Below are 25,373 nucleotides of genomic sequence, written 5' to 3' on the forward strand. Positions count from 1 at the left end.
GTTACAAAGTAGACACAGTGGGGCAAGCCAGGCCTGCCCCACGTATTGCCATTAATGCTTGATAATATAAAGATTCTTAACGGAAATATTATCCAACGGGTCTTTACCGGTATAACCCCCTACCCACGGTTTCACCAGGCGGGCGTTAACGTAGTAATAGACCGGTACGATTGCAGAGTCTTTATCGAGCTGCTCTTCTGATTTCGCGTACAGATCAGCGCGCTGCGCATCGTCTGTGACTTTCAGCGTATCAGTAATGATCTTATCGAATGCCGGGCTCTTATAGTGCGCGGTGTTATTCGAACTGTCGCTCAGCATGGTGTTCAGGAAGGATGTTGGTTCGTTATAGTCCGCACACCAGCCGGCACGCGCCACGTCGAACGTCCCCTGATGACGGGTATCCAGGAAGGTTTTCCACTCCTGGTTTTCCAGCTTCACGTTCACGCCCAGGTTTTTCTTCCAGATAGACGCGACGGCGATAGCCAGTTTTTTATGCAGGTCAGACGTGTTGTACAGCAGGTTAAACGTCAGCGGCTTGTCAGCGGTATAACCGGCTTCAGCCAGCAGTTTTTTCGCTTCTTCGTTACGTTTTTCCTGTGACCACTTGAACCACTCAGGCTCAACCAGTTTCATACCGTCGGTATAAGGAGGGGTATAGCTGTATGCCGGCAGGTCGCCCTGGTTTTTCACTTTGTTCACGATAATATCGCGATCCAGTGCCAGCTTCAGCGCTGTACGCACGCGCACATCGGTGAAAGGTGCTTTCTGGTTGTTGATTTCGTAGTAGTAAGTGCAGAGATACGGATCAACATGCACTTCTTTCGGGATCTCTTTTTTCAGCTTCTGGAACAGTTCAATCGGCATGTTGTTATAGGTCATGTCGATTTCGCCGCTGCGGTAACGGTTAACGTCAGTGACTTCCGAAGAGATTGGCAGGTAGGTTACCTGATTGATGACGGTTTTCGCGTTATCCCAGTACTGCGGGTTACGCTCCAGAACCATACGTTCGTTGACCACCCAGTCTTTCAGTTTATATGCACCGTTGGTCACGATATTGGCAGGCTGGGTCCATTTTTCACCAAATTTTTCCACCGCAGATTTTGGTACCGGGGAAACGGACGGGTGAACCAGTAATTTGTAGAAGTACGGAACAGGCTCGCTCAACGTCACTTCAAAGGTATTGGCATCAATCGCTTTCACACCCAGGTCGGTGACCGGTTTTTTACCGGCGATGATGTCATCAATATTGGCGATGTGGCCATATTGCAGGTAGCTCGCATACGGAGAGGCGGTGGTTGGATTCGCCAGACGCTGCCAGCTATATACGAAATCTTCGGCGGTAACCGGCGTACCGTCGGACCATTTCGCATCTTTACGAAGATGGAAGGTCCAGACTTTGAAATCTTTATTTTCCCATTTTTCCGCCACACCCGGTGCCGGGTGGCCGTCTACGTCGGTCACCAGCAAGCCTTCGAACAGGTCGCGGTTGACGTTAGACTCCGGAACACCTTCAATTTTGTGCGGGTCAAGAGACTGAACTTCCGCACCGTTGTTACGAACCAGCGTCTGTTTCTCAGCCAGTTGAACGCCTGCAGGAACGTCCGCAGCCATTGCAGCGTTGCCCGCGATTAGCGCAGTTAAAATCCCCGCCGCTACCAGATTTTTTTTTGTGATGATGGACATTGTGTTGGTACTCCACTCATTATAATTACTGGCCTTCGCCAGCTGTGTAATCCCCTGTTGGGGCCTGTACAGCGCAGGAGTTTTTTTTGCTGCTGTCAGGTTCTTCTTTTTACTTCTTGCTATCACCGACTTTTTTATTACTGACCGCTCGTATGGCCGTCTTGCGTCGATTCTTCACAGGTCTCCCCTGTCTGAGGCCTGCGCTGGATATGTGAGAAGAGGACTATATGAAAATAATTCTCATCTGCTTGTTTTATGCTGCAAAATATTAGGCCGGAAAGTATCAAATGGCGTAAACGCGCGCCAATACATTTTGCAAATTTGTTAAGCAATTCTCTTTTACGGTGAGTACCGTATCTCGGGGGGCAGCCCTGCCTGACATCAAATACCGCATAAAAACATTGGTATTCAATATGATAGAGAAAACATTCTCTACAAGCGCGTCGCTGCGCTATCATCAAGTGGTTTTGTACAAAAATTTAACAACTGATTATTATTTAGCACATTCCTCTAGGGGAACGTTGAAATTACTAATATCATTTCGGTTATGACTCAGCAAGCCCCAGAGTATCATGTGAGTAAAATAACAGGTCGATTGAAGGTTTTATGCGCAGAGAGGCACGAGGTAAATTGATAACTTATTGAAATATAAGAAAAGCGGATTATTAGTAGAATTTATTATGATATGTGAGCATTTCAACTTTAGTTATATGATTTGCTGATAATCACGTAAAAAAACGGAGCCGCAGGCCCCGTTCTTTCATTTGAAATATTAGTGCAGTAAGCCGGGGAAAATGCTTTTAATACCGGTGACAATAAATTCGATGCCTAACGCCATCAACAACAGCCCCATGATACGCGTAATGACGTTGATGCCCGTTTGCCCCAGCCAGCGCACCAGCCAGGGTGCCATGCGGAAAACACCCCAACAACACAGTGCGAAGATAGCGATGGCGACAGAAAAGCCAATCAGGTGCATCAGGCTATGGTAACGTGTCCCCCAGACAATGGTGGAACTGATCGCACCAGGCCCTGCCATTAAAGGCAACGCAAGCGGGACCACGCCGATACTTTCGCGAATGGCGGTTTCTGATTTCTCCTGTTTGTTCTGCTTATCCTCACCTAGCTTACCGCTGATCATCGACATGGCAATGGTCACCACCAGGATGCCACCCGCGATGCGGAAAGAATCAATTGAAATGCCGAACAGCTGGAGAATGGCATCACCCAGGAAAAGCGAGGTGAGCAAGATAATGGCCACTGACAGGTTAGCGGTGAGGTTGGTTTTGTTCCTGGCCGCCGCCGTCTGGTAACTGGTCATACTAATGAAGACAGGGATGATCCCTACCGGGTTGACCAGGGCAAACAGACCAATAAAAAATTTAAAATACGTTGGAAAATCAAAGAGCGTTTGGATCACGTTTTGCTCCGCTTATGCACATGCCCGGGACTGACACTTTGTCATGAAAAATCGCGCTGAAGATACGCTTTTTATGAGCATACTTCACCAGAAATCTGTGCCTAAACGTTATCCTTTCAGGATGTTAAACAGATGTAGAATCAGTGATAGCATCACTTCCAATAGTTACTTAATTATTTAACACTGGAAATATCTACAATAAATAACCCTGCTGAAAGGTATCAGCTTGGGGAAAAATTGACGCAGATCATGATTTTCGTACTCAGAAGTGAGTAATCTTGATTACGCCCCCCAGGAAGGTCACCTGTCACAAAGGGATGATGTTAAGGTAAGGCTCTTTTAGTAAGTTAGCGCGCCAGAGCATAAAGTAACTCTTTGTTTTACTTTATCTAACGCAAGTCGTAGTGGCTCTGTCTATACTGTCAGACGTATCGAGCGCTGGTTTACTAAAAGAGTTTAAACATTATCAGGAGAGCATTATGGCTGTTACTAATATCGCTGAACTGAACGCACTCGTCGAGCGCGTGAAAAAAGCCCAGCGTGAATACGCCAATTTCACCCAAGAACAGGTTGATAAAATCTTCCGCGCGGCCGCTCTGGCTGCTGCAGATGCTCGAATCCCTCTCGCTAAAATGGCCGTTGCTGAATCCGGCATGGGTATCGTTGAAGATAAAGTGATCAAAAACCACTTTGCTTCAGAGTATATCTATAACGCCTATAAAGATGAGAAGACTTGCGGCGTCCTGGCTGAAGATCATACCTTCGGTACCATCACCATTGCTGAACCTATCGGTATTATTTGCGGTATCGTTCCAACGACTAACCCAACGTCTACTGCCATCTTCAAATCGCTGATCAGCCTGAAGACCCGTAACGCAATCATCTTCTCCCCTCACCCACGTGCTAAAGATGCCACCAACAAAGCAGCGGATATCGTGCTGCAGGCTGCTATCGCTGCGGGTGCGCCAAAAGATCTGATCGGCTGGATCGACCAACCGTCTGTTGAACTGTCTAACGCCCTGATGCACCACCCGGACATTAACCTGATCCTGGCAACCGGTGGTCCTGGCATGGTTAAAGCAGCATACAGCTCCGGTAAACCGGCTATCGGTGTAGGTGCGGGTAACACGCCTGTTGTTATCGACGAAACGGCCGATATTAAACGTGCTGTTGCATCTGTACTGATGTCTAAAACCTTCGACAACGGTGTTATCTGTGCGTCTGAACAGTCCGTTGTTGTTGTAGATTCCGTCTATGATGCGGTTCGCGAACGTTTCGCCAGCCACGGCGGCTACATGCTGCAGGGCAAAGAGCTGAAAGCCGTTCAGGATATCATTCTGAAAAACGGCGCGCTGAACGCCGCCATCGTTGGTCAGCCAGCCTATAAAATCGCTGAACTCGCCGGCTTTACCGTTCCGGCAACCACCAAGATTCTGATCGGCGAAGTTAAAGTTGTCGACGAAAGCGAACCGTTCGCTCACGAAAAACTCTCGCCTACGCTTGCTATGTACCGTGCGAAAGATTTCGAAGACGCGGTAGTAAAAGCGGAGAAACTGGTTGCAATGGGGGGTATCGGTCATACCTCTTGCCTGTACACCGACCAGGATAACCAGCCAGAGCGCGTTGCTCACTTCGGTCAGATGATGAAAACTGCGCGCATCCTGATTAACACCCCGGCTTCTCAGGGTGGTATCGGTGACCTGTACAACTTCAAACTCGCACCTTCCCTGACTCTGGGTTGTGGTTCCTGGGGTGGTAACTCCATCTCTGAAAACGTTGGTCCAAAACACCTGATCAACAAGAAAACCGTTGCTAAGCGAGCTGAAAACATGTTGTGGCACAAACTTCCGAAATCTATCTACTTCCGCCGTGGCTCTCTGCCAATCGCGCTGGATGAAGTGATTACTGATGGCCACAAACGTGCGCTCATCGTGACTGACCGTTTCCTGTTCAACAACGGCTACGCAGATCAGATCACTTCTGTTCTGAAAGCGGCTGGCGTTGAAACTGAAGTGTTCTTTGAAGTTGAAGCTGACCCAACCCTGACCGTAGTACGTAAAGGTGCTGAACTGGCGAACTCCTTCAAACCCGATGTGATCATCGCACTGGGTGGTGGTTCCCCAATGGACGCCGCGAAAATCATGTGGGTTATGTACGAGCACCCAGAAACACACTTCGAAGAACTGGCGCTGCGCTTTATGGACATCCGTAAACGTATCTACAAGTTCCCGAAAATGGGCGTAAAAGCGAAAATGATCGCCGTTACTACCACTTCCGGTACAGGTTCAGAAGTCACGCCGTTTGCCGTTGTAACCGACGATGCAACCGGTCAGAAATACCCACTGGCTGACTACGCGCTGACGCCAGACATGGCTATCGTTGATGCCAACCTGGTCATGGAAATGCCGAAATCACTCTGTGCGTTCGGTGGTCTGGATGCCGTGACTCACGCCCTGGAAGCTTACGTTTCCGTACTGGCTTCTGAGTTCTCTGACGGCCAGGCTCTGCAGGCTCTGAAACTGCTGAAAGAAAACCTGCCAGCGTCTTATAATGAAGGGTCTAAAAACCCGGTAGCCCGTGAACGTGTTCACAGTGCAGCAACCATCGCCGGTATCGCGTTTGCTAACGCCTTCCTGGGTGTTTGCCACTCAATGGCACACAAACTGGGTTCACAGTTCCACATTCCTCACGGTCTGGCGAACGCCCTGTTGATCAGCAACGTTATCCGTTATAACGCGAACGACAACCCAACCAAGCAGACTGCTTTCAGCCAGTACGACCGTCCACAGGCACGTCGTCGTTACGCTGAAATCGCAGACCACCTGGGTCTGAGCGCACCGGGCGACCGTACTGCGGCGAAGATTGAGAAACTGCTGGCATGGCTGGAAAGTCTTAAAGCTGAGCTGGGTATTCCTAAATCTATCCGTGAAGCGGGCGTTCAGGAAGCTGACTTCCTCGCGCATGTTGATAAGCTGTCTGAAGATGCATTCGATGACCAGTGTACCGGTGCCAACCCGCGCTACCCGCTGATCTCTGAGCTGAAACAGATCCTGCTGGATACCTTCTACGGCCGCGAGTTCAAAGAAAATGACACTGTTGCTGTGAAAGTAGACGCACCTGTCATTAAAGCTGACAAGAAAGCGAAGAAAAACGCGTAACTGACAGCCTGATAAAAAACCCGCCTCTGGCGGGTTTTTTTATGTCTGCATTTTACTGTGAAGGATTATTTGCGGTTGTCAGGCTGAAGCGCCGTCAGTGAGCCGACAATCAACGCTTCCTTATAATGCTTACGGCACACCGATACGTAGCGCTCATTGCCTCCTATGACCACCTGCTCGCCATCAGCATAGGGTTTTCCGGCATGGTCGAGGCGAAGCACCATGCTGGCTTTACGGCCGCAAAAACAGATGGTTTTAAGTTCAACGAGTTTATCCGACCACGCAAGTAAATACTGGCTGCCGGCAAATAGCTCACCACGAAAGTCAGTGCGCAACCCATAGCACAGAACGGGAATATCAAGCTCATCGACAACCTCTGAAAGCGCATGAACTTGCTCACGCGTCAGAAACTGGCTTTCATCAACCAGAACACAATGGATGGGCTGTGAAGCATGCGCTGTGCGGATATCCTCCAGCAGGTCAGTTTGCGGGTTAAACAGCCTCGCAGGCGATGAGAGGCCTATTCTGGAACTCACCTTCCCTGCACCAAAGCGGTCGTCAATTTCAGCCGTATAAACAACGGTACGCATCCCACGTTCCTGGTAATTGTATGAGGATTGCAGTAGCGCTGTCGATTTCCCGGCATTCATTGCCGAATAGTAGAAATAAAGTTGTGCCATTGGCCGTAAAACCCTAATCAATGTGTAATATTACCGATGATTCATTGTACCATATTTTGTCTGGTTATCAGCGATACGACGCACAGACTATGCGGTTCAGCGCGAGGTTTACCGCCGGCATTTTGCAAAAATAATCCGTTAAAACATGAAGTAAACGCATCCACCCCAGCCAATATGTTATAGGGTCAGCCAAACATAACACTTCATTTTATAGTGGAATCATCGTTCATTAAAATTCACTATTTATTAACTATTTCTGCCTTAACATACCCGGTGTAAACTAATACAAAAGGCTGATATTTATCCGCCGCAACTATAATTCCTGAGGCAAATGTCACAAAAAAAAGATGCAATCGACTGCGTTAAGCCACTTTACGTGATAACAAGCGGGACTGGCGGGTTATGAAATTTAAGTTAGCGTAATTAATAATAGCGGCAATATTCACTATTTTTTGAATTCCTTACATTCCCAGCTATTGCACAACTGAATTTATCGCTCTATTATTAGGACAACAAACCACCCCCCATTATAAGTTTGAGATTACTACAATGAGCGAAGCACTTAAAATTCTGAACAACATCCGTACTCTTCGTGCGCAGGCAAGAGAATGTACCCTCGAAACGCTTGAAGAAATGCTGGAAAAATTAGAAGTTGTAGTTAATGAACGTCGCGAAGAAGAAAGCGCTGCTGCTGCTGAAATCGAAGAGCGTACTCGTAAACTGCAGCAATATCGTGAAATGCTGATTGCTGATGGTATCGATCCAAATGAATTGCTGAACAGCATGGCTGCAGCTAAAACCGGTACCAAAGCAAAACGCGCTGCTCGTCCTGCTAAATATAGCTATGTTGACGAGAACGGCGAAACTAAAACCTGGACCGGCCAGGGTCGTACTCCTGCTGTTATCAAGAAAGCAATGGATGAGCAAGGTAAACAGCTGGATGACTTCCTGATCAAGGATTAATCATCTCGCTTCCAGAAAAATCCCGCGTAATGCGGGATTTTTTTTACCCGCAATTTACCGCAAACATCCCCTTACACTCTGTCATAAAGCGTTATTTGGCTATTTAGCTTGCCTTACAATCGGACGTGATGACGGTGTGTTATGGGCATAAAAAAACCGGTGGGCAGAGCCTCACCGGTTCAGATCAAATGAAGCCTGAGTTATTTCTTAATACCCGCGCTCTCTTTGAGCCAGGCTTTAAATTCTTCACCGAGCGTATTGTGGCGAATGCCATATTCTACAAACGCCTGCATATAACCGAGCTTATTACCGCAGTCATGGCTCTTACCTTTCATATGGTAAGCTTCAACGGTCTCTTTCTCGATCAGCATATCAATGGCATCGGTAAGCTGGATTTCATCACCCGCTCCTGGAGGCGTTTTCGCCAGCAGAGGCCAGATTTCAGCACTCAGGACATAACGACCTACAACCGCCAGATTAGAAGGCGCTACGTCGGCCTTAGGCTTCTCAACCACGCCAATCATCGGCACGCTCTCACCCGGTTCAAGGTTAACGCCTTTGCAGTCAACAACACCGTAAGCGGTAACATCATCCACAGGTTCAACCATGATCTGGCTGCTGCCTGTTTCATCAAAGCGTTTGATCATCTCAGCCAGATTGTCCTGAGAAAGATCTGATTCATATTCGTCCAGAATAACGTCAGGCAGGATCACCGCAACAGGCTCATCACCTACAACGGGATGCGCACACATGACTGCGTGGCCCAGACCTTTAGCCAGCCCCTGACGCACCTGCATAATGGTGACGTGTGGCGGGCAAATAGACTGAACTTCTTCCAGTAGCTGGCGCTTAACACGTTTTTCCAGCATGGCTTCGAGTTCAAAACTTGTATCGAAATGGTTTTCGATAGAGTTTTTTGATGAATGTGTAACCAGCACAATTTCAGTAATGCCGGCCGCGATACATTCGTTAACGACATACTGAATTAATGGCTTATCAACCAGAGGTAGCATCTCTTTAGGAATCGCCTTAGTTGCTGGTAACATCCTGGTCCCCAATCCCGCTACCGGGATGACGGCCTTTCTGACTTTCGAATTTAGGGCAGCCATTCAAATTCTCCTGAGCTGTTCAAGTTTTGAACTTTTATGCAATAAATAACGCGTTAAGTATATCAGCCTCATCCCGCAGTCCGGGTCTGAAAAGAACGCGTTGCCGATCAATTAGGACAAATACGCATGATTCCGGGCAGCGATAGTAGCACTCCCCGTAAATCACAGGTAAAGCAATCTTAAAATTAAGATCCAACTGCTTATTCCGTGGACAACATTAAGCGTAGCCGTCCCCCAGCACCCCAAATTTGGCACTGCCAGGAGGAACAGCGATGGCTAATTTGATTAAGATAAGCCGTACCCAATGTTCCAAGCGGGACACCGTTACTGACCTGAATATGATGTTCCCCGGTATTCAGCGAGGCATTAAGCCCCGCGGAAACGAGGATAAGATTTTTCAAACCGCTGTGGTAATAACCTACCAACAGCGGAAACTGTCCGGGTAAATTGGCCTGACGAAAAAGCTGGTTTACCTGTTTGAGTAAACTGCCTAACTCGGGAAGCCGCTGTCCCTGATGGGAGAGTTGTTCCTGCAGCAACCCGTTAAATAGCGCGCGAAGTAATAACGCGGCTAATACACCATTATCCCCTGCCCGGGTGACATCAAGACAATAAAATGCAAGGTCTGAATCCGATAATGGCGCAATATCGAGCACCAGCCCTGGCTGGTCAGCGGCCACCAGCTGACGATAATTCACACGACAGTGAGAAATATTTTGTTGTACCGGCGGTTGAAGTTCTTGCAACAGTTTCGCCGCCGCAGGGGGATTACTCACTAAGGCGTCCCAGTCCTGGAAAAGGCGTTCCTCTTCCTCAACCCGGGAATTAAACATATTTGGATAAAGACAGGCTAAGACGGTTTCACGAAGCCGGTTAAGATCTTTAACCGGTTTAAGCAGAATATCCTGAACCCCCAGACGCAATGCTTTGGCTATATCCGCCATGTTCTCTGTGGCGGAAATCACCAGTATCGGCATCTGGTTGGCTTCATTGCGCAGATGTTCGACCAGCTTCAGTCCATTCATCCGTGGCATTTCAAGGTCACAAATCATCAGATCAGGCGTGATATTGACCATTTTTTCCAGCGCGTCGATGCCATCGTCAGCCAGTGAAGTGTTTGCCCCCAGTGATGATAACCACGAATCCAGTAGCGATCGGAAAACGGGCTCGTCTTCAACAATCAAAATGTGTTTTCCGGCCAATGGCTTCGTCATGGTTCCTCCCCTGGCTGACAGTAACTACATAGTGGCATGCTATCGGCACTGTCGCCTGTCAGATTTTGCTGAAGTAGTCAAAAAAAGGTGCTTAACGTGCTGTTCGCACAAAAGGCAGCAACTCATCTATTTTCTTTTCGACGGCTAACGAGCCCGCTGCGATGGCGGCCTCAGCCCGATGGAAATCAAGGGTAGAAATTTGCGGACAATACGGCTGAAGCAGAATATCCGGCGGGTCGCCAGCCATGCGGTTGCGCTTGAGGCGGTTCTCCAGGACCTGGATTGAGGTCGTCATAATTTCAATCGCCGTGGGTGCAGTTACCGCACGCCGGGCGGCCATGCGCCCGAGACGTCCGCGCAGACGCTCATGCCAGGCCAGTTTTTCGCCCTCGGCATCTTCACTCTGAAGATTGACTGGCATCAGGTCTTGTTGCATCAGATGAGCGTCGTGCTGTAAATCCACAGCAATAACGATATCGGCACCCATAGCGCGGGTCAGGGAAATGGGGACCGGGTTAACAACGCCTCCGTCGACAAGCCAGTAACCGTTGTGCGGAACAGGGGCCATTAAGCCCGGCATGCTGCAGGACGCGCGAACGGCAAGATGGATATCCCCTTCGGTAAGCCAGAGTTCGCGGCCGGTACTGAGGTTCGTCGCAACGGCACCGAAGGGTAACTGACAATGACTGAAGTCATCGAGAGGCATAATCTGACGGAACTGGTTAAAGACCCGTTCACCGCGCAGCAACCCACCGCGCTGCCACGAGAGATCCATCAGGCGCAATACGTCCCAGTAACTGAAGGAGCGTACCCAGGTTTCAAGTTCCGGAAGCTTTCCACACGCGTATGCGGACCCCACAAGCGATCCGATTGAACACCCTGCAACAATATCAACGTCAATGCCCATCTGCTTTAAGGCATTTATCACGCCGATGTGCGACCATCCCCGGGCTGCACCTGAGCCCAGCGCCAGTCCAATTTTAACCTTTCTCATTAGCCCTGTTTTACGTCCCCTGGATTCCTGACATAGCATCAACGCAACTGCTCAGTTAACATGGTGCTACCCGAAGCGTTTAACGCCCTTATTTTTTGTTCCAGGAAGAGAATCGTGTCTCAACTCTGCCCTTGTGGTAGCGCTCTGGAGTATAGCCTATGTTGCCAGCGATATCTGTCTGGCGATCAGGTTGCACCAGACCCGTCACACCTCATGCGTTCACGGTATACTGCTTTTGTGATCAAAGACGCAGACTACCTGATTAAAACCTGGCACCCGTCCTGCCACGCTGCCGATTTCAGACAGGATATTGAAGCCGGATTTGCTAATACCCAATGGCTCGGCCTTACCGTCTATGAATCGTCAACGGGAAGTGATGCTGATGAAGGTTATGTCAGCTTCGTTGCCCGCTTTATCGAACGCAATAAGCCCGGTGCCATTATCGAACGTTCCCGGTTCTTAAAGGAAAGCGGGCAATGGTATTATATTGACGGAACGCGCCCACAGTTTGGTCGTAACGATCCCTGCCCTTGTGGTTCAGGTAAAAAATTTAAAAAGTGTTGCGGGCAGTAATGCCTGACAACCCAGACTTCGCAAATACTCAAACAGGATTTCCCGGCGATGCAATCACTACAACGTAAAGTTCTGCGCACCATCTGTCCCGATCAAAAAGGGCTGATCGCACGAATTACCAACATTTGTTATAAGCATGAACTGAATATCGTGCAGAACAACGAGTTCGTTGACCACCGTACCGGACGCTTCTTTATGCGTACCGAACTCGAAGGGATTTTCAACGACACCACCCTGCTTGCCGATCTCGACAGCGCGCTGCCTGAAGGCTCCGTGCGTGAACTGACCCCCGCTGGCCGTCGTCGCGTGGTTATTCTTGTGACGAAAGAAGCCCACTGTCTTGGCGATCTGTTGATGAAAGCAAACTACGGTGGCCTCGATGTTGAAATCGCTGCCGTTATCGGTAACCACGAGACGCTGCGCACGCTGGTTGAACGTTTTGATATTCCGTTTGAGCTGGTCAGCCATGAAGGCCATACCCGTGAAGAACATGACAACCTGATGGCCAATGCTATCGAAGCGCATAACCCGGATTACGTGGTACTGGCGAAATACATGCGTGTGCTGACCCCATCTTTCGTGGCGCGTTTCCCGAACAAGATCATCAACATCCATCACTCATTCCTGCCAGCCTTTATCGGTGCACGTCCTTATCACCAGGCGTACGAACGCGGTGTGAAAATCATCGGCGCCACCGCGCACTACGTGAATGACAACCTGGACGAAGGCCCAATCATTATGCAGGACGTGATTCACGTGGATCACACCTATACCGCGGAAGATATGATGCGCGCCGGGCGTGACGTAGAGAAGAACGTACTCAGTCGTGCGCTTTATCAGGTGCTGGCGCAACGTGTGTTCGTTTACGGTAACAGAACGATTATTCTTTAATCGACAAGAAAATGAACTGGTTAGCTTTACAGCTTAACGCGTAAAATTCAGGCAACCAGTTTATTTTTATTGTGGTAACGCTTTACAGGGGCGTCTCATTTGATATGATGCGCCCCGCTTCCAGCAGGAAGCAGGCCAGTAAATAGCATTACCCCGTGGTGGGGTTCCCGAGCGGCCAAAGGGAGCAGACTGTAAATCTGCCGTCATCGACTTCGAAGGTTCGAATCCTTCCCCCACCACCATCTCTCAGCATTACCTCAAAATTTGAATTACCCCTGGTGGGGTTCCCGAGCGGCCAAAGGGAGCAGACTGTAAATCTGCCGTCATCGACTTCGAAGGTTCGAATCCTTCCCCCACCACCATCATCTCAAAGCTAATCCAGTGATGTATTTCAAACGATGTGTCATGCATAGCAACAGACGATCACATTGGTGGCAACCGGCGCTTCACCGGTGAACTTTTTACGATCGACGTATTACACTGAGCATGTTCCGCCAGACCATCAAGCAACGCATCCAGTTGCTCAATCGACCGCACGACCAGCCTGATAACAAAGCAGTCTTCACCGGTGACTTTATCGCTCTCAATACATTCCGGCATGGCCTGAATGTACTTATCTACCTTTTGCAGCAACCCCGGTAAAGGACGAACCCGCACCAGCGCCTGCAACGTATACCCCAACGCCGTCAGATTGACGCGCGCACCATACCCTTCAATCACCCCACGCTCTTCCAGTCTTTTCAGACGCTCTGCTGTACTGGGAGATGTCAGTCCAATACGTCCGCTGAGTACCTTTAGCGACATGCGCGCATCCTCAACCAGACAGGCCAGGATTTGGCGATCGATGTCATCGAGAAGGTTTTCCATCGTTTTTACCTAATTTAAAAAAGCCATCACTGTATTTCACCTTATATCAGCCATGTTATTCCCGACAGCGGTATTCGACAATATCGTCATTAATCAGGAGGTGAACAATGGGTGATGTACAAAAAGGCGTCTGGCAGATGAGCCTGGCGATGTTAATTTCCGGCTCGATTGGCGCGTTTGTTCTGCTTTCCGGCCTGCCGGTGACGGAAGTGGTTTTCTGGCGATGCCTGATCGGGGCGATGGCCCTTTTTATTTTCATCCGAATAAGTCGAAAACCATTTAGTCCGCTCACCCGGGTCACGCTGTTGCTGGCAATTCTTGGCGGTGTTGCATTAGTGGTGAACTGGTTGCTGCTGTTCGCGGCTTATGAACGTATTTCAATCGGCCTTTCTACCGTGGTCTATAACACTCAGCCGTTTATGCTGGTGTTGATGGGGATGTTTTTAGGTGAACGCGTGAGCCTGGTGAAATGGGGTTGGCTCGTTCTCGCCTTTGGCGGCGTGGTCATCCTGCTCTCCAGTGAGCTGAATGGCGCACAGGGCGAAGGCTGGCTCGCAGGAATCGGTCTGGCGATGGGGGCCGCTTTCTTCTACGCACTGACAGCCATAATCGCCCGCAGACTTAAATCAGTTGCGCCCCAGCATATCGCCTTTATTCAGGTACTGACCGGCGTGGTCATGCTGTTGCCCTTCGCCCACCAGCCGGCATTATCAGCTGATTTCCCATGGCCGATTTTACTGACGTTAGGTGTCGTCCATACCGGGATCATGTATCAGTTGCTGTATAGCGCGATCCAGAAGCTCCCGACGCCCGTTACCGGTTCTCTGTCTTTTATCTATCCCGTGGTGGCCATAATTGTCGATAACGTGGTGTTCGGACACTCGCTGAATATCACGCAACTGGCAGGGGGTGCATTGATACTGTTTGCGGCGGCAGGTAATAACCTGGGCTGGGGCGAGAAAAAACCCCGCGAGTGCGGGGTTGGGATCAAATCAGCACATTAGCGACGGGGGCGAACAGGCTAATCCTTGCGGATTAACGTGAGGAGTTGTTCGCGAGCCTGTTCAAGTTGCCTGAGTCCGCCGCGCAGCCAGATACCTTTTCTGAAAAACTCGACCCGGGCGGCATGATCGAACTGATCGTAGTCAACCGGGTACACCAGGGCCGGGATCCCTTTTTGAATACAGTGCCACATAATCCCCGCCCCGCCGTGGTGTATCACGGCATCGTAACGAGATAACCAGGCATCATAATCAACCCAATGCAGACGTAAGAAATTCCCTGCCCGCTCACATTCCGCACTTTCCAGGCTGCCATCCGTGAAATGGAACACCCAGTCTGGCATCGTTTTCGCCAGAGCTGTTGCCGCTTTCGCTACGTCATCTTTATGCCAGTCCAGATGTGTACCCAGCGTAATCAGGACATGCCGCTTTCCTTCAATGAAGGTCGGTTTCTCTCCATCTGCAGGCGGTGTGTACAGCGCAGGTCCAATAAAGGCTACCGATTCAGGCCAGGTCCGCTCAAATTCCATCTCTTTTTCGCCCAGAGCAAGAATGCGCAAGGGTGAATATGCCGTTTCACTGCCGTCAGGCCGATATAGCCGGGTTATGCCCGTCTGACGAATCACACCGCGAAAAAACCAGAAAACAAGACTCTTGAACATCCTGACTTTTTTCCTGTGGATCAGGTGGCTTATCCGTTCCCACGCGGTGATGGCCGGCATCAGCCCACCACAATAAGCGGGTGGGCCGTCCGGCGCTTCAAGAACGCACGGCGACGGCAAGCTACTCCACCAGAGAACCTTCATCCGGGTACAGACAGGCCCCACGACGGGAAGTGTAAAGTCGGCGATGGCCAAATCCGGCACGCCTTCCCGATGCCACGCCCTCTCAAGTTCGTCAGCAAAACCCTTAAGCAGGCCCACGACTGAACGAAACTGACGATAAAGCCTCACAGGATGCGTCTTTACGGCATATTTTGGATTGGCAATCGACACTAACGGTGTATCGAAATCGCCGTCAAGAATGAGTCCTTGCAGTCCGGACGCCGCAATCCGCGCGCTGGCACCGCGAGTACTGATAATACGGACCTGATAATGCGCTGAAAGCGCCCTCCCCATTGCCAGCACGGGATGCAAATGACCGGAAAATGGCGGGGCCAACAAATCAATTCGCGTGACGTTGTCAGGAATCAGATCAAACAAGCGTTGCATATCAGACTCTATTTCCGTATTTGATTTATAAATCGCTGACATAAACAGACCAGCTCCGGCTGCGAGAGATAGTCCATATGACCGCAGGGTATGCGCTCGTCCGCCTGGTGAAACCAAAGGCGAGAAATCCAGTCTTGCTGCCCCTGAACCAAAAGATGATGGCAGTCAGGACGCTGACGAGCCACGGGGCCGTAAGCAAAAATACTCACGCGAGACAGGACTGAGGACGGCAGGTGAAGATTATTAAAGAGTTCCAATCCACAGCTTCCGGAAAGTAACAGCGTGTGATCCGCCGATTCCAGCAACGCGATCGCAATGTTTCGATAGCGCTCGGCAAACGCTGCCCTGCGAGAAGTGAGGTAGTCCCGCGCATTGCTGCAACTTGCACGCAATAAACCCGTATCACACCATGGCTGGGTTTGAGGTATCCAGGGGAAATTTTCAGTGACAGGCATGGCCCCCTCCGTCAGCAAAGACTGGAGGAACAAACTCTGCACCGGGCTGAGCGCAAGGTTGCCGGGACGGCTTCTTCCCGTGATAAAAGCGATGTTAAGTCGCATGCCGGTCACAATGAGCTGAAGCGGTCATTACTGAAAACGCGATAGCGACGTGAACGCCAGTGGATATTCCGGTTGAACAAGGCATGAATTAAATGCACAGGCTGCAACAGCTCTGATAACACCGACATCACCGGCCTTGCGGAAATAGTCTCTGACACTAAGCGCTGTATACGGCGCAAGGCAACGTGGCGAACGAGAAGGACCACCGCCAGTAACACGCAATTTATCCCCCCACTGAATGCGAGCACCACCATCGCCCAAAGCAGTAACGGATGTAAACCCTGAAGAAGAAAGATTGCCAGATTCGTACCGGCAGGCTTCTCACGCATCAACAATGTGGCGAACAAAAACCAGCGGTGCATCTGACGAAAATACCGTCTGACGTCAGGTACGCTGGTTTGTACGCTCACTGGCGCGACAGACTGTACGATGTTTACCCCTTGCTGAGTAAGAAGCGTTGCCAGCGCGAGATCATCGGTCAGATGTCGAAGGATGGGCGAAAATCCCCCCACGCTTTCCAGCACACGTAAAGGTAACAGGTAGCACATGCCATTTAGCGTTAACGGTCTGACAAAAGGCAGCAACGGCAGATACGTCAGCGCTGAGTTATCATTTACAAATTGTGCCAGCAGTCGCGACGGTAAGTTGTCGGTAGCAACATACCAGGGTAGCGCGGTGACAAGCGAATGATCATCAAGCGCGGCAAGCATCGTGTTCAGCGATGTCGCCGTCAGTACCGCATCGTCATCTAAAATCAGGACCGTCAGGGTCTTAACCTGCTTTCTTCCTTGCTCAAGCTTATATAACTTTGGATTTATCCCTTCCGTCGCTTCAGGGTATGCGCAGATATGAATAGCGCTCTGAGGGTAACGCGTCTGCAACCGCTGCGTTACCCTTGCGGCCTCCGCATCGTCCACGTCAGTCAGCCAAAGAAACGTTGCGCCAGGCAAATTTTGAAGACTCGCGGCCAACACCGTCTCTAACGCAGGATCACCGCTGAGTATGGGTTGCATGACCGTAATGTCGCTGAAAGAGCGAGAGATGTTATCCCTTGTGGCTGTAAGCATTTTCTGCGTGATACAGACTTTGAAAAGCAGAATGGCCAGCCATGCTATTGCGATAATTAACACAGGCGCTCTTCCTTGAGTTGTTGTAAAAATGTACGCAGGCTGACGTCAAAATCCATTGAAGGTGGACCAAAGTCATCCAGCATACGCGTAACATTCAGGGTGTTAGTGTAGCCAAAGACGGCAACGCCAAAACGGGTAATCGGCGGTTCTCCCGGCAACGGCAGCCAGCACCACAGCCTCTCAAGTATGCCAGCAAAACACATCGCTGTTCCCAGGCGCACGGTTTTATACGGTTGAGGCAAACCCAACTGCTGCAAGACGTCACATAACAGCCGATGGATTTCGACAGATTGACTGGCGGAGATGTTATAACACGGGCGGAGATGACTGCGTTTCACGGCACGCATCAGGTAATCCCCTAGCACATCGACGTGCATAATGTCGGCCTGCACTTTTACACCGCGGCTAAGGATAGAGGGCAGCTTTCCTTTTTTAGCCGCAGCCAACAGAGGCGGTAAGAGCAAGCGATCGCCCTCACCAAATACGGCACAAGGGCGAAAAATGGTTTTCTCACCCTGATACGTCTCAACAAGGCACTCTGCCTGACGTTTTGTGCGCCCATATTGGCTGCTAAATTCGGGGCCGATAGCATCACATTCACGCAGTCCTGGCTGGTGTGCAAAACGGTAATAAACCGCCGCGCTTGAAATAAATATGAGTCGTGGAAAGCCACGATGACGGCAAAAATCGATAACATGCCGGGTCGTCTCAACGTTATCCCGGTAATAATCGTGCTCACTACCCCAGGGCGAAGTCCTTCCTGCCGCGTGAATAACCACATCGGGTACGACATCAAGCGTTTGAAGCTGGTCTAACCCAAGTGCGAAATACTCAACTGATGCGGGCAACTCGACATGTTCACGGCGCCCGACGCCGCACAGCGAAACGCCGTCAGTATCGGCAAAACGCCGCATAAAAGCCCCGCCGATGAAACCCGATGCTCCGGTGACCATAATCTTCACGACCATTCTCCGTGTCGCTCAGGGCGTTCACCCATGCGCCTGAGAAAACGCTGCTGGAGAGACATTAAATCGGCGAGGGTGAGCCGTCGATAATCTAGCCCTTCTCGCGCGGCGACATCCTCGATGATTCGGCTCAACTGAGGATAATGGCGATGACTCCAGTGCGGGAAAAGATGGTGAGTCAGATGAAGATTGAGGCCACCCAGCCAGTAACCCATGAACGCGGGCCGTGTCGACCAGTCAAAGGTCGTTGCAAAGGTATGGGAAAGCCTGCCTTGAGCCATTTTGCCCCCGTCAGGGGGGAGCTGAGCGCTGCCCTTTGCCCAGTGCGTCCCGATGACGAGCATGACGAATATCAGAGAAGAGATCATCTGACAGAGCATATAGGTCAGCAAAATTGAACCGGCGCTAAATCTGTCGGCCAATAACCACATGGGTAACACGAGGCTGAACGCTGCGTGCAAGGCTTTACCCGTCAAAAAAAACGTCCAGCCGATAATACCCTGCTGCGCCAGATGAGGCGTCACCGGGGTATATCCCCCTCTGTCGAGCCAGTCAACAATCCAGATATACCAGGGGAAGGTTAATGCGGCGACCAACGGCCAGTAGTAGCGCTGCGCCCGCATAAAGGGGCGCCAGCGCTGCCAGGGCGTCTGGCGCATAAGACCATTTTCTGCGGTGTCCGGATCGTAACATTCTATGTTGGTGAATCCATGATGAAATCTGACATGGCGAACGCGCCAGCAATCGGGATCCAGGCCGAGAGGGATAGCGACAATACGGTTTAACCACGCGTTAGCTTTTTTACTTTTCAGAAAGGCATTATGAGACGCATCATGCACGACGTTCACGGTCAGCAACATCGCGAAAACGATGGCGGCAAAATACCATGAAAAATACAGGGGCAGGTCACTCTGATGAAGCGCTAACGCATAACTTCCAATACAGCCACCAGCCAGCATCACTGTTTTAACCAGCATTCGGCCATCTGCATAGCGATGATCGCCCCGTTCTGTTAACAACGCGCGTGTTTCGCTGTGAAGTGCTGCAACCAGCCCGGGGGGATCGGCGGGAAAGGTCAACCGCTTGTCAGGATTAAACTGGTTCACTTATCCCCCTTTTTGATCTGCGCCCAAGACCATAGGTGAGTGCAATACCGTGTGCGGCCAGTGCCGCCATAACTGCAACCCAATAGACGTGATTCCAGCCCCAATAACCCAAGAAAAGCAGCGGTAAAGAGAGCGTGACCAGACACCACATCATCACTCCCCAGCGCTGACCCTCGCTGATCCCACCCAATGCGACAGAGCCAGCTGCCAGCAATATAAACAACAGGGACTGCGCAGCGCCCACGTTATCTATGCTGTATCCGTAGCGCTGGATGTAGCCCAGAACGAGCGCAAACAACAGAATAGCCCCGACACCTGTCATTAATATCGAACAGTCAAACTGGCGATGTCGGAGGCGAACCGTTTTCAAAATACCTGCCATTTGCAAAAAAGGAAGATTACTTTCCTGCATCGGGTTTAACGATGGCTTCCTGCCTTTTACCCCATAGGTCGACTTCTCCTGCGAGGGCATCTCGCAGAACGTACCGAATAATTTATCCCAGAAAATAAAGGTGCCACCGTAGTTGGTGTCGGCATAGCGCTTATTATTAAGGTGATGAACGCGATGATGTGTCGGGGTAACAAATACCTTTTCTAGCCACCCCAGCGTTGGCGTTAATGCGTTATGGTTAAAAAACTGAATGCTGTAATGCACGATGGAAACCGTCAGAAAGACACTCAGCGGTACGCCAGCCAGCGCTAACACCAAAAAGAAAGGGATTGACGTTAATGACGAGTACCAGGAATTTCGCACCCCCAGCGACAGGTTATAGTTCTCCCCCTGATGGTGAACAACGTGAACAGCCCACAGTAGCCGAAGCTGGTGATGGAGACGATGAAGCCAGTAGAAACCAACGTCCCATGCTAACAATGTAAAGAGCCATACCCCGACGGCAGACCATCCCTCAAAAAGATTCAGGCTAAAGTGTTCCAGCACAAATCCGTAGCAAAGCACCTCCAGGCACCGGAAAAACCACAGCATAATGTGCCCGGAATTGAGATTGAAAATGATATCGAGCCAGTCAATATTCTGCCGCCGTGTGAACTGAAGAATACAGGCCTCAGCACACACGAAAAACAGCATAAAAAGAACGGGAAACAGGAGTTCACTCACCGGGTATTCCTTTATATTTTTGTCTGCGCACGTCCAGATGCCCTGCCAGCCATACACTGGCCCCTGCCAGCAAAACACCCGCCATTAAATCAATAAACAGATGTCTTCTCAGCTGAAGGATAGAGTAGGCAATAGCACACGCCCAGATGACGCTTGCAACCGCCATCCAGCGTAAACGCCCTGCCGCTATCGCCCAGACGGCGAGTGCCGTCAGCGCAGCGTGCAAAGAGGGAAAGCAATTTTGACGGGAGTCGACAGAGACCAGCCACCCCAAGACTCTGGAAGAAACACCCTCTCCTGCCAGCGTGGGATACACCATGGTGGTCGGCCATAACAGATATATGATGCCCGCCCCCAGCGCCGAAAATTGCATGGACCGGGCAAGCCACCGCACTCGGTCATACGGCGTTAATAAATATCCCAACGGGACAATTAAGAAAAAGGACAAGTAGAGCCACACCGCATCAGGCGAAAAGGGAATTAACGCGTCAACCCGTAGTGGGGTTAAACGATAACCTTCACCCTGTAACCTGTCGCAAAGCGAATAAACGACCCCGACCGACCCCCACCCCACTAGCATCTGCTTGAGGCGTTGCAGAAACTCACTCATTCCTTTCCCCATTCACGGACTATGCGCCGTCGTTTTGCGTCAAAGTTCGATGATACGCTTCGGTACTGCAGCACCCATACCAGCCGGGAAGTGTCTATTCCCTGTAACGTAAACAGCTCATTCAGCGCGTCGCGGCAGTGAGGAAGTATTGCTGCGTCACAATCCGCGGTAAGACACAGTCTCTCTGCTTCTGTTTGTACCAGGCGATAGTCTGCGGTAAGTGGGAGCGTGACGGCCAGCACGCGGCTGCAGGGGTCGGCAAAAATAACCTGCGGTTTGCCCATGCTATCCGGGAGAAGGAGTTGATCGTCCTGTCGACCCTCAATACGCTCAATCGCGCGCGCCGCACTTCCACACGGGCACCGCGCCTCGCGGGCAACCAGTATGTCATCAAGGCGGTAACGGACGATGGGCTGCGTGCTGCGGGTGAAATCGGTGATAACAGGCGTAAAGCGCTTTCCATCCAGCCAGTGGGGCTCAACGTGAATAAACTCCTCGTTCAGATGTAACGTCCCAAAAGAACAGGTTGAAGCTAAAAAACCCTCTGTTGCCTGGTAGATTTCACCCACGCTACCAAATACCTGGTGGATAAGTGCCCTGTCCTGTTCCTCCAGAACTTCGGCGACAGAAATCACCTTTTTGACATTCAACTGCAGCGTTCCGTCCAGTACCGCCAGCGCCAGCGCACGTAATACCTGTGCGGGGGCAACAATGATCGTCGGGGAAAACTGTTCTACATGGCGCAATTGCGGCTGAAACGGCGCCAGTAAATCGTAAAATTCCAGGCTCAACCAGCGGCTGCTCACACTCTGGTAAAGGTTATTATTTGCTCTCAAAAACAGTGCAACTCGTTCCCGGGCAAAAAGACCGTCCGGTAAGGCCCTGGCAAGCATCCCTGCAGCCCAAATTTGCTGCTCCTTCGGACTGACAACAAATAACCCGCGTCTGCCGGAAGTACCTGATGACAGGCCCACGCTAAATCGGCCTACTTTCGGACTGAAGTCCCGGCTCTGTTCACTTTTCAGCGCGCAGGCCATCAGCGCGTCACGCTTAAGACCTTCAGTGTTCATCTCATCGAAATGCGTCATCATCAGCGCCTTGTCCATCAGCGGCCACTGTCCGAACGGCACCGCGCGAAATCGCTGAAACCATGGGCTTTTCGATAACACGTTCCGCCTGAAGCGATGCAGTTTTTTTTCCTGCCATCTCTCCAGTTTTTCACGTTCGGTAAAACGCCGTCTGCGGGTGCAGAAATAGCGCCACATCAACATAATGAGGTTCACAAATCGCCCTCATGGCACAGACGAATATCCACTTTACCGTTTTTCCAGAGTTGATTGAGTTGCCGGAGCGTCTGGTAATAAGCAGAGGGATCGGACATCACCAGACTGGCAAGCCGTGAAGGACCGCGCATCTCCCGGTAATTGTCAGGAGACCAGGCCGCATCTGCGGCCAAAAGTGTCCAGCCGTCCTCTGTCAGGACGAATGCCCCGAAGTGTCCGGCCGCATGGCCTGCAAGCGGGATCAAAATAATTTCGCCCTGACTGTCCGGCAAAACATAGCCCCGCTCAAACGGAGCAAGCGCCTCGGGCAGCCTCAGGGTTTCGAAACCTTCAATGAAGCGCAATGACGACTCAAACCCGGAGGGGAAAAGTCCTGGCACAAATGCCTGACGCAGGGCGGCAAATCCTCTCAGCGCTCTCACCTGCTGCCAGCCCTCACCAGAACAAATACAGCTAACATCGGGGAAATCACGCAGCCCTGCGACGTGATCGGCATGGAAGTGCGACAAGATAATCGCATCGATATCGCCCCCGACCAGGCCTTGTGCGTAAAGCTGTTGAGCCAGGGACTGTTTGGGGTCGAAATAAACCGGCGTGACTTGCCGGTAAATGCGAAAAATGCCCGAGCGCGTGTAGTGTTCAAACCAGGAGGAATAGCCGGTATCCCATAGCCATCGGTGTGAACCGACTTCCAGGAGCCAGGCTCGAGAGGGAAATTTGCACACCCTGAGACCAGCGCCTTTTAGAGCCATGCAGCCGATATGGGTGCAATATCCTGTTTCAAACGCGGTAATCTTTGCCATTCGTCCTCAGCCATTCTCCCGTTAACGCGATGCCTTCTTCCATAGAGAAACACGGGGTATAGCCCAACTCCTCTACGGCTTTTTTAGCGCTCAGCGTCATATCGAAACAAACCGTTCCCGCACTGTAACGGGTGACGGGAGGTTCCTTATTGATGCACTTTCCGACTAATTCCATGCCACGCGCGGCCAGTGACACCACCGGCCAGGGAATTGACCGGATCTGGTAGCGTAACCCCAGCTGCTGACGCAGCAACGCGTCAAGCATATCAACCAGCCGCTGCGGCTGGTGATTGGTCACGTTATAGATGCTGCCGGAATAAAGAGGCTGGCCCAAGGTTGCACGTTCCATAGCAAAGACCACGTTTTGTACGAAGGTCAAATCCAGAAGCGCTTCTCCTCCCCTGGGCAGACGCAGTATCCCTCCGTCCTGATGGAGCTGACGCAGCAGGCGAGGAACGATCACCTTATCATGGGGACCGAAAAGCCCACGCGGGCGCAAAATGATGAACGTAGTCGCGCTGAAGCTTGCCACCGCATCTTCAATGATGCGTTCGGCTGCCCGTTTGCTGCTGGCGTAGTGGCTGGAAAATGTGTTCGCCAGGTAGGTTTCCGGAAGATCGTAGTGATGCTGAAAATCGAAGTAGACCGCAGGGGTAGAAATGTGGACAAAACGCGGAATGCCCGCGGTGCCCGCAGCCATCGCCAGTTTTTGTGTTGCAATGACGTTTGCCTGCCAGAAAGCGTCCCTCCCTCCCCAGGGAGAAGATTTCGCTGCGCAGTGCCACACGGCATCGCACCCCTCCATGAGCCTGGCGCATTGGTCCAGAGACGCCAGGGACAAGTCGAGTGGGATAAACGTCGCGCCCACATGCTTTAAATGTGCACCTTCGACCGGATTACGGCCCGTCGCCACTACGCTAAAGCCACGTTCCAGCAAATAGTGGACAGCGTTACGCCCCAGCCCGCTGGTTGCCCCTGTCACCAGGATCTTCATGGCATAAGTACCATGCCAGCCAGCGTCAGGCCTGCTGCAGTACCAATAAGCATCGCGGGTTTTCCCGGCGTGAAACGACCATGGGTTACCGCTTCATGCAGCGCCGTAGGGATGGAGGCGGCCACCTGGTTGCCGTAGTGACGGTAAACATCAATTAAGATGGATTCAGGGACACCCAGCCGCTTACGCATGTGTTCAAGAGAAAGATGGCTGGCCTGATGCGGAATGACGGTACCGATATCCGACAGTTGCAGACCGCATTTTCCCAGCAGCCGCGCGAAGTAGTCATCAATCAGCGAAGAGGCATACCGGAACAGCGCCTTACCCTGCATATGGAACATAAAATCACTGTCGCTCATGCCCGCTCTGGGGTTGCGACGCGTTCCTCCCGCACGGATTTCACAGAGTTCGCTGCCATCCGGGTACATCTCGATTAGGCTTGTTATAATCCCGCTGTTGCCGTCACCACGCTCCACGATCGCACACGCCGCACCATCACCGAAAATCAACGAAGACTCTTCGTGGCTCCAGTCAATGCCGCGCGATGCTAAATCAGCTGAAACAATGGCGATGCGACGATATGCGCCTGTATTCAATAAACCGGCAGCAACTTCTAAGGCGGAAATAAAGCTGACACAGCTGCTGTTAATATCAAACCCCGCCATACCCGCGGGCATACCTGCCGCCTTGATAATATGAACCGCACTGCAGGGAAGCGCTTGTATGGCAATAGCCGATGCACAAATTAACAGGTCTATGGAAGCAGGTGATATCGTTCCGGCATGTAGCGCGTTATGTAGCGCCTGTGCGGCCAGCCCGGCCTGGCTGGCGGTGTGAGAAGCGTGGTAGCGGGTAAGTATACCGGACCGTTTTTCAACGTAGCCAGGCGGTTTTCCTAACCATGAATCCAGATCGCTGGATGTCAGTCTTTCAGCAGGCAAGGCAATGCCTGTTGAGATAATTTTTATTGCGGCCGAAATTTCCGGCTCTGTTGATTGACCCACACCAGTGCTCCCTTCACTAGCTAATCCAACCGCTAATAAT

Annotated in this window: 23 protein-coding genes and 2 tRNA genes; 7 read left to right on the forward strand and 18 right to left on the reverse strand. The window is 51.2% G+C overall.

Going from position 1 to position 25,373, the window contains the following annotated elements:
- Positions 1 to 51: 51 nt before the first annotated feature.
- Entirely contained in the window at positions 52 to 1,683 is a 1,632-nt protein-coding gene (gene oppA, locus ACMGG3_RS08305) for an oligopeptide ABC transporter substrate-binding protein OppA (RefSeq protein ID WP_020882381.1), read from the reverse strand.
- A 772-nt stretch (positions 1,684 to 2,455) separates the two neighbouring features.
- A complete protein-coding gene (locus ACMGG3_RS08310; protein ID WP_014170449.1) occupies positions 2,456 to 3,103 on the reverse strand; it encodes a YchE family NAAT transporter in 648 nt (215 codons plus the stop codon).
- Between the two features lie 479 nt (positions 3,104 to 3,582).
- On the opposite strand from ACMGG3_RS08310, the gene adhE reads away from it, so the two are divergent.
- Positions 3,583 to 6,261: a bifunctional acetaldehyde-CoA/alcohol dehydrogenase gene (gene adhE / locus ACMGG3_RS08315; RefSeq protein WP_025203929.1), complete on the forward strand. Its 2,679-nt coding sequence runs from the start codon at positions 3,583 to 3,585 to the stop codon at positions 6,259 to 6,261.
- Positions 6,262 to 6,326: 65 nt separating this feature from the next.
- Here adhE and tdk read toward each other — a convergent pair whose 3' ends face one another.
- Positions 6,327 to 6,941, reverse strand: a complete 615-nt coding sequence (gene tdk / locus ACMGG3_RS08320) for a thymidine kinase (RefSeq protein ID WP_414149776.1) — start codon at positions 6,939 to 6,941, stop codon at positions 6,327 to 6,329.
- 549 nt (positions 6,942 to 7,490) lie between these two features.
- On the opposite strand from tdk, the gene hns reads away from it, so the two are divergent.
- Positions 7,491 to 7,904: a histone-like nucleoid-structuring protein H-NS gene (hns, locus tag ACMGG3_RS08325; RefSeq protein ID WP_008502781.1), complete on the forward strand. Its 414-nt coding sequence runs from the start codon at positions 7,491 to 7,493 to the stop codon at positions 7,902 to 7,904.
- Between the two features lie 200 nt (positions 7,905 to 8,104).
- Here hns and galU read toward each other — a convergent pair whose 3' ends face one another.
- The 3 genes from galU to rssA form a co-directional block, all read right to left on the reverse strand.
- Positions 8,105 to 9,013, reverse strand: coding sequence for a UTP--glucose-1-phosphate uridylyltransferase GalU (gene galU, locus ACMGG3_RS08330; RefSeq protein WP_014170452.1), 909 nt, complete (start codon positions 9,011 to 9,013; stop codon positions 8,105 to 8,107).
- Between the two features lie 200 nt (positions 9,014 to 9,213).
- Complete coding sequence (gene rssB, locus ACMGG3_RS08335) at positions 9,214 to 10,227, reverse strand: two-component system response regulator RssB (protein ID WP_014170453.1); 1,014 nt, start codon at positions 10,225 to 10,227, stop codon at positions 9,214 to 9,216.
- A gap of 91 nt (positions 10,228 to 10,318) precedes the next feature.
- Positions 10,319 to 11,221 carry a patatin-like phospholipase RssA gene (gene rssA / locus ACMGG3_RS08340; protein WP_032669742.1) on the reverse strand — a complete coding sequence of 301 codons (903 nt, stop codon included), beginning with the start codon at positions 11,219 to 11,221 and terminating at the stop codon, positions 10,319 to 10,321.
- 114 nt (positions 11,222 to 11,335) lie between these two features.
- Between rssA and ACMGG3_RS08345 the strand changes: the two genes are divergently transcribed.
- The 4 genes from ACMGG3_RS08345 (at position 11,336) to ACMGG3_RS08360 (ending at position 13,047) form a co-directional block, all read left to right on the forward strand.
- Positions 11,336 to 11,794: a YchJ family protein gene (locus ACMGG3_RS08345; RefSeq protein WP_025203926.1), complete on the forward strand. Its 459-nt coding sequence runs from the start codon at positions 11,336 to 11,338 to the stop codon at positions 11,792 to 11,794.
- Positions 11,795 to 11,842: 48 nt separating this feature from the next.
- Positions 11,843 to 12,685, forward strand: coding sequence for a formyltetrahydrofolate deformylase (gene purU / locus ACMGG3_RS08350; protein WP_014170456.1), 843 nt, complete (start codon positions 11,843 to 11,845; stop codon positions 12,683 to 12,685).
- Positions 12,686 to 12,842: 157 nt separating this feature from the next.
- Positions 12,843 to 12,927, forward strand: a tRNA-Tyr gene (locus ACMGG3_RS08355).
- Between the two features lie 35 nt (positions 12,928 to 12,962).
- A tRNA-Tyr gene (locus ACMGG3_RS08360) sits at positions 12,963 to 13,047 on the forward strand.
- A gap of 61 nt (positions 13,048 to 13,108) precedes the next feature.
- Here the strand turns inward: ACMGG3_RS08360 and ACMGG3_RS08365 are convergent.
- Positions 13,109 to 13,552 carry an Lrp/AsnC family transcriptional regulator gene (locus ACMGG3_RS08365; RefSeq protein ID WP_014170457.1) on the reverse strand — a complete coding sequence of 148 codons (444 nt, stop codon included), beginning with the start codon at positions 13,550 to 13,552 and terminating at the stop codon, positions 13,109 to 13,111.
- A 107-nt stretch (positions 13,553 to 13,659) separates the two neighbouring features.
- On the opposite strand from ACMGG3_RS08365, the gene ACMGG3_RS08370 reads away from it, so the two are divergent.
- Entirely contained in the window at positions 13,660 to 14,556 is an 897-nt protein-coding gene (locus tag ACMGG3_RS08370) for a DMT family transporter (RefSeq protein ID WP_063858465.1), read from the forward strand.
- 17 nt (positions 14,557 to 14,573) lie between these two features.
- Here the strand turns inward: ACMGG3_RS08370 and ACMGG3_RS08375 are convergent, their stop codons facing one another.
- Genes ACMGG3_RS08375 through ACMGG3_RS08425 form a run of 11 tightly spaced genes read right to left on the reverse strand, consistent with a single transcriptional unit; the run spans position 14,574 to position 25,333 of the window.
- Positions 14,574 to 15,764: a nucleotide disphospho-sugar-binding domain-containing protein gene (locus tag ACMGG3_RS08375; protein ID WP_414149910.1), complete on the reverse strand. Its 1,191-nt coding sequence runs from the start codon at positions 15,762 to 15,764 to the stop codon at positions 14,574 to 14,576.
- An 8-nt stretch (positions 15,765 to 15,772) separates the two neighbouring features.
- On the reverse strand, positions 15,773 to 16,333 hold the full coding sequence (locus ACMGG3_RS08380; RefSeq protein WP_104440056.1) for a hypothetical protein: 561 nt from the start codon (positions 16,331 to 16,333) through the stop codon (positions 15,773 to 15,775).
- A complete protein-coding gene (locus ACMGG3_RS08385) occupies positions 16,330 to 17,454 on the reverse strand; it encodes a glycosyltransferase (protein WP_414149777.1) in 1,125 nt (374 codons plus the stop codon). Before ACMGG3_RS08385 ends, ACMGG3_RS08380 begins: the two co-directional genes overlap by 4 nt.
- Positions 17,448 to 18,422 carry an NAD-dependent epimerase/dehydratase family protein gene (locus ACMGG3_RS08390; protein ID WP_414149778.1) on the reverse strand — a complete coding sequence of 325 codons (975 nt, stop codon included), beginning with the start codon at positions 18,420 to 18,422 and terminating at the stop codon, positions 17,448 to 17,450. The genes ACMGG3_RS08385 and ACMGG3_RS08390 overlap by 7 nt, the downstream gene beginning before the upstream one ends.
- Positions 18,413 to 19,525 carry a fatty acid desaturase family protein gene (locus ACMGG3_RS08395; protein ID WP_073397369.1) on the reverse strand — a complete coding sequence of 371 codons (1,113 nt, stop codon included), beginning with the start codon at positions 19,523 to 19,525 and terminating at the stop codon, positions 18,413 to 18,415. The genes ACMGG3_RS08390 and ACMGG3_RS08395 overlap by 10 nt, the downstream gene beginning before the upstream one ends.
- On the reverse strand, positions 19,512 to 20,639 hold the full coding sequence (locus tag ACMGG3_RS08400) for a sterol desaturase family protein (protein WP_073397372.1): 1,128 nt from the start codon (positions 20,637 to 20,639) through the stop codon (positions 19,512 to 19,514). Before ACMGG3_RS08400 ends, ACMGG3_RS08395 begins: the two co-directional genes overlap by 14 nt.
- Complete coding sequence (locus tag ACMGG3_RS08405) at positions 20,632 to 21,249, reverse strand: phosphatase PAP2 family protein (RefSeq protein WP_047955734.1); 618 nt, start codon at positions 21,247 to 21,249, stop codon at positions 20,632 to 20,634. The genes ACMGG3_RS08400 and ACMGG3_RS08405 overlap by 8 nt, the downstream gene beginning before the upstream one ends.
- Positions 21,246 to 22,520: a F390 synthetase-related protein gene (locus ACMGG3_RS08410; RefSeq protein WP_414149911.1), complete on the reverse strand. Its 1,275-nt coding sequence runs from the start codon at positions 22,518 to 22,520 to the stop codon at positions 21,246 to 21,248. Before ACMGG3_RS08410 ends, ACMGG3_RS08405 begins: the two co-directional genes overlap by 4 nt.
- Before the next feature lie 8 nt (positions 22,521 to 22,528).
- A complete protein-coding gene (locus tag ACMGG3_RS08415; RefSeq protein ID WP_044867981.1) occupies positions 22,529 to 23,335 on the reverse strand; it encodes an MBL fold metallo-hydrolase in 807 nt (268 codons plus the stop codon).
- Positions 23,313 to 24,329 carry an NAD-dependent epimerase/dehydratase family protein gene (locus tag ACMGG3_RS08420; protein WP_148576762.1) on the reverse strand — a complete coding sequence of 339 codons (1,017 nt, stop codon included), beginning with the start codon at positions 24,327 to 24,329 and terminating at the stop codon, positions 23,313 to 23,315. Before ACMGG3_RS08420 ends, ACMGG3_RS08415 begins: the two co-directional genes overlap by 23 nt.
- Complete coding sequence (locus tag ACMGG3_RS08425) at positions 24,326 to 25,333, reverse strand: 3-oxoacyl-[acyl-carrier-protein] synthase III C-terminal domain-containing protein (RefSeq protein ID WP_044857625.1); 1,008 nt, start codon at positions 25,331 to 25,333, stop codon at positions 24,326 to 24,328. The genes ACMGG3_RS08420 and ACMGG3_RS08425 overlap by 4 nt, the downstream gene beginning before the upstream one ends.
- Positions 25,334 to 25,373: the final 40 nt, after the last annotated feature.

It is taken from the genome of Enterobacter sp. BNK-18, assembly GCF_047456135.1.
GTDB classification, from domain to species: domain Bacteria; phylum Pseudomonadota; class Gammaproteobacteria; order Enterobacterales; family Enterobacteriaceae; genus Enterobacter; species Enterobacter ludwigii.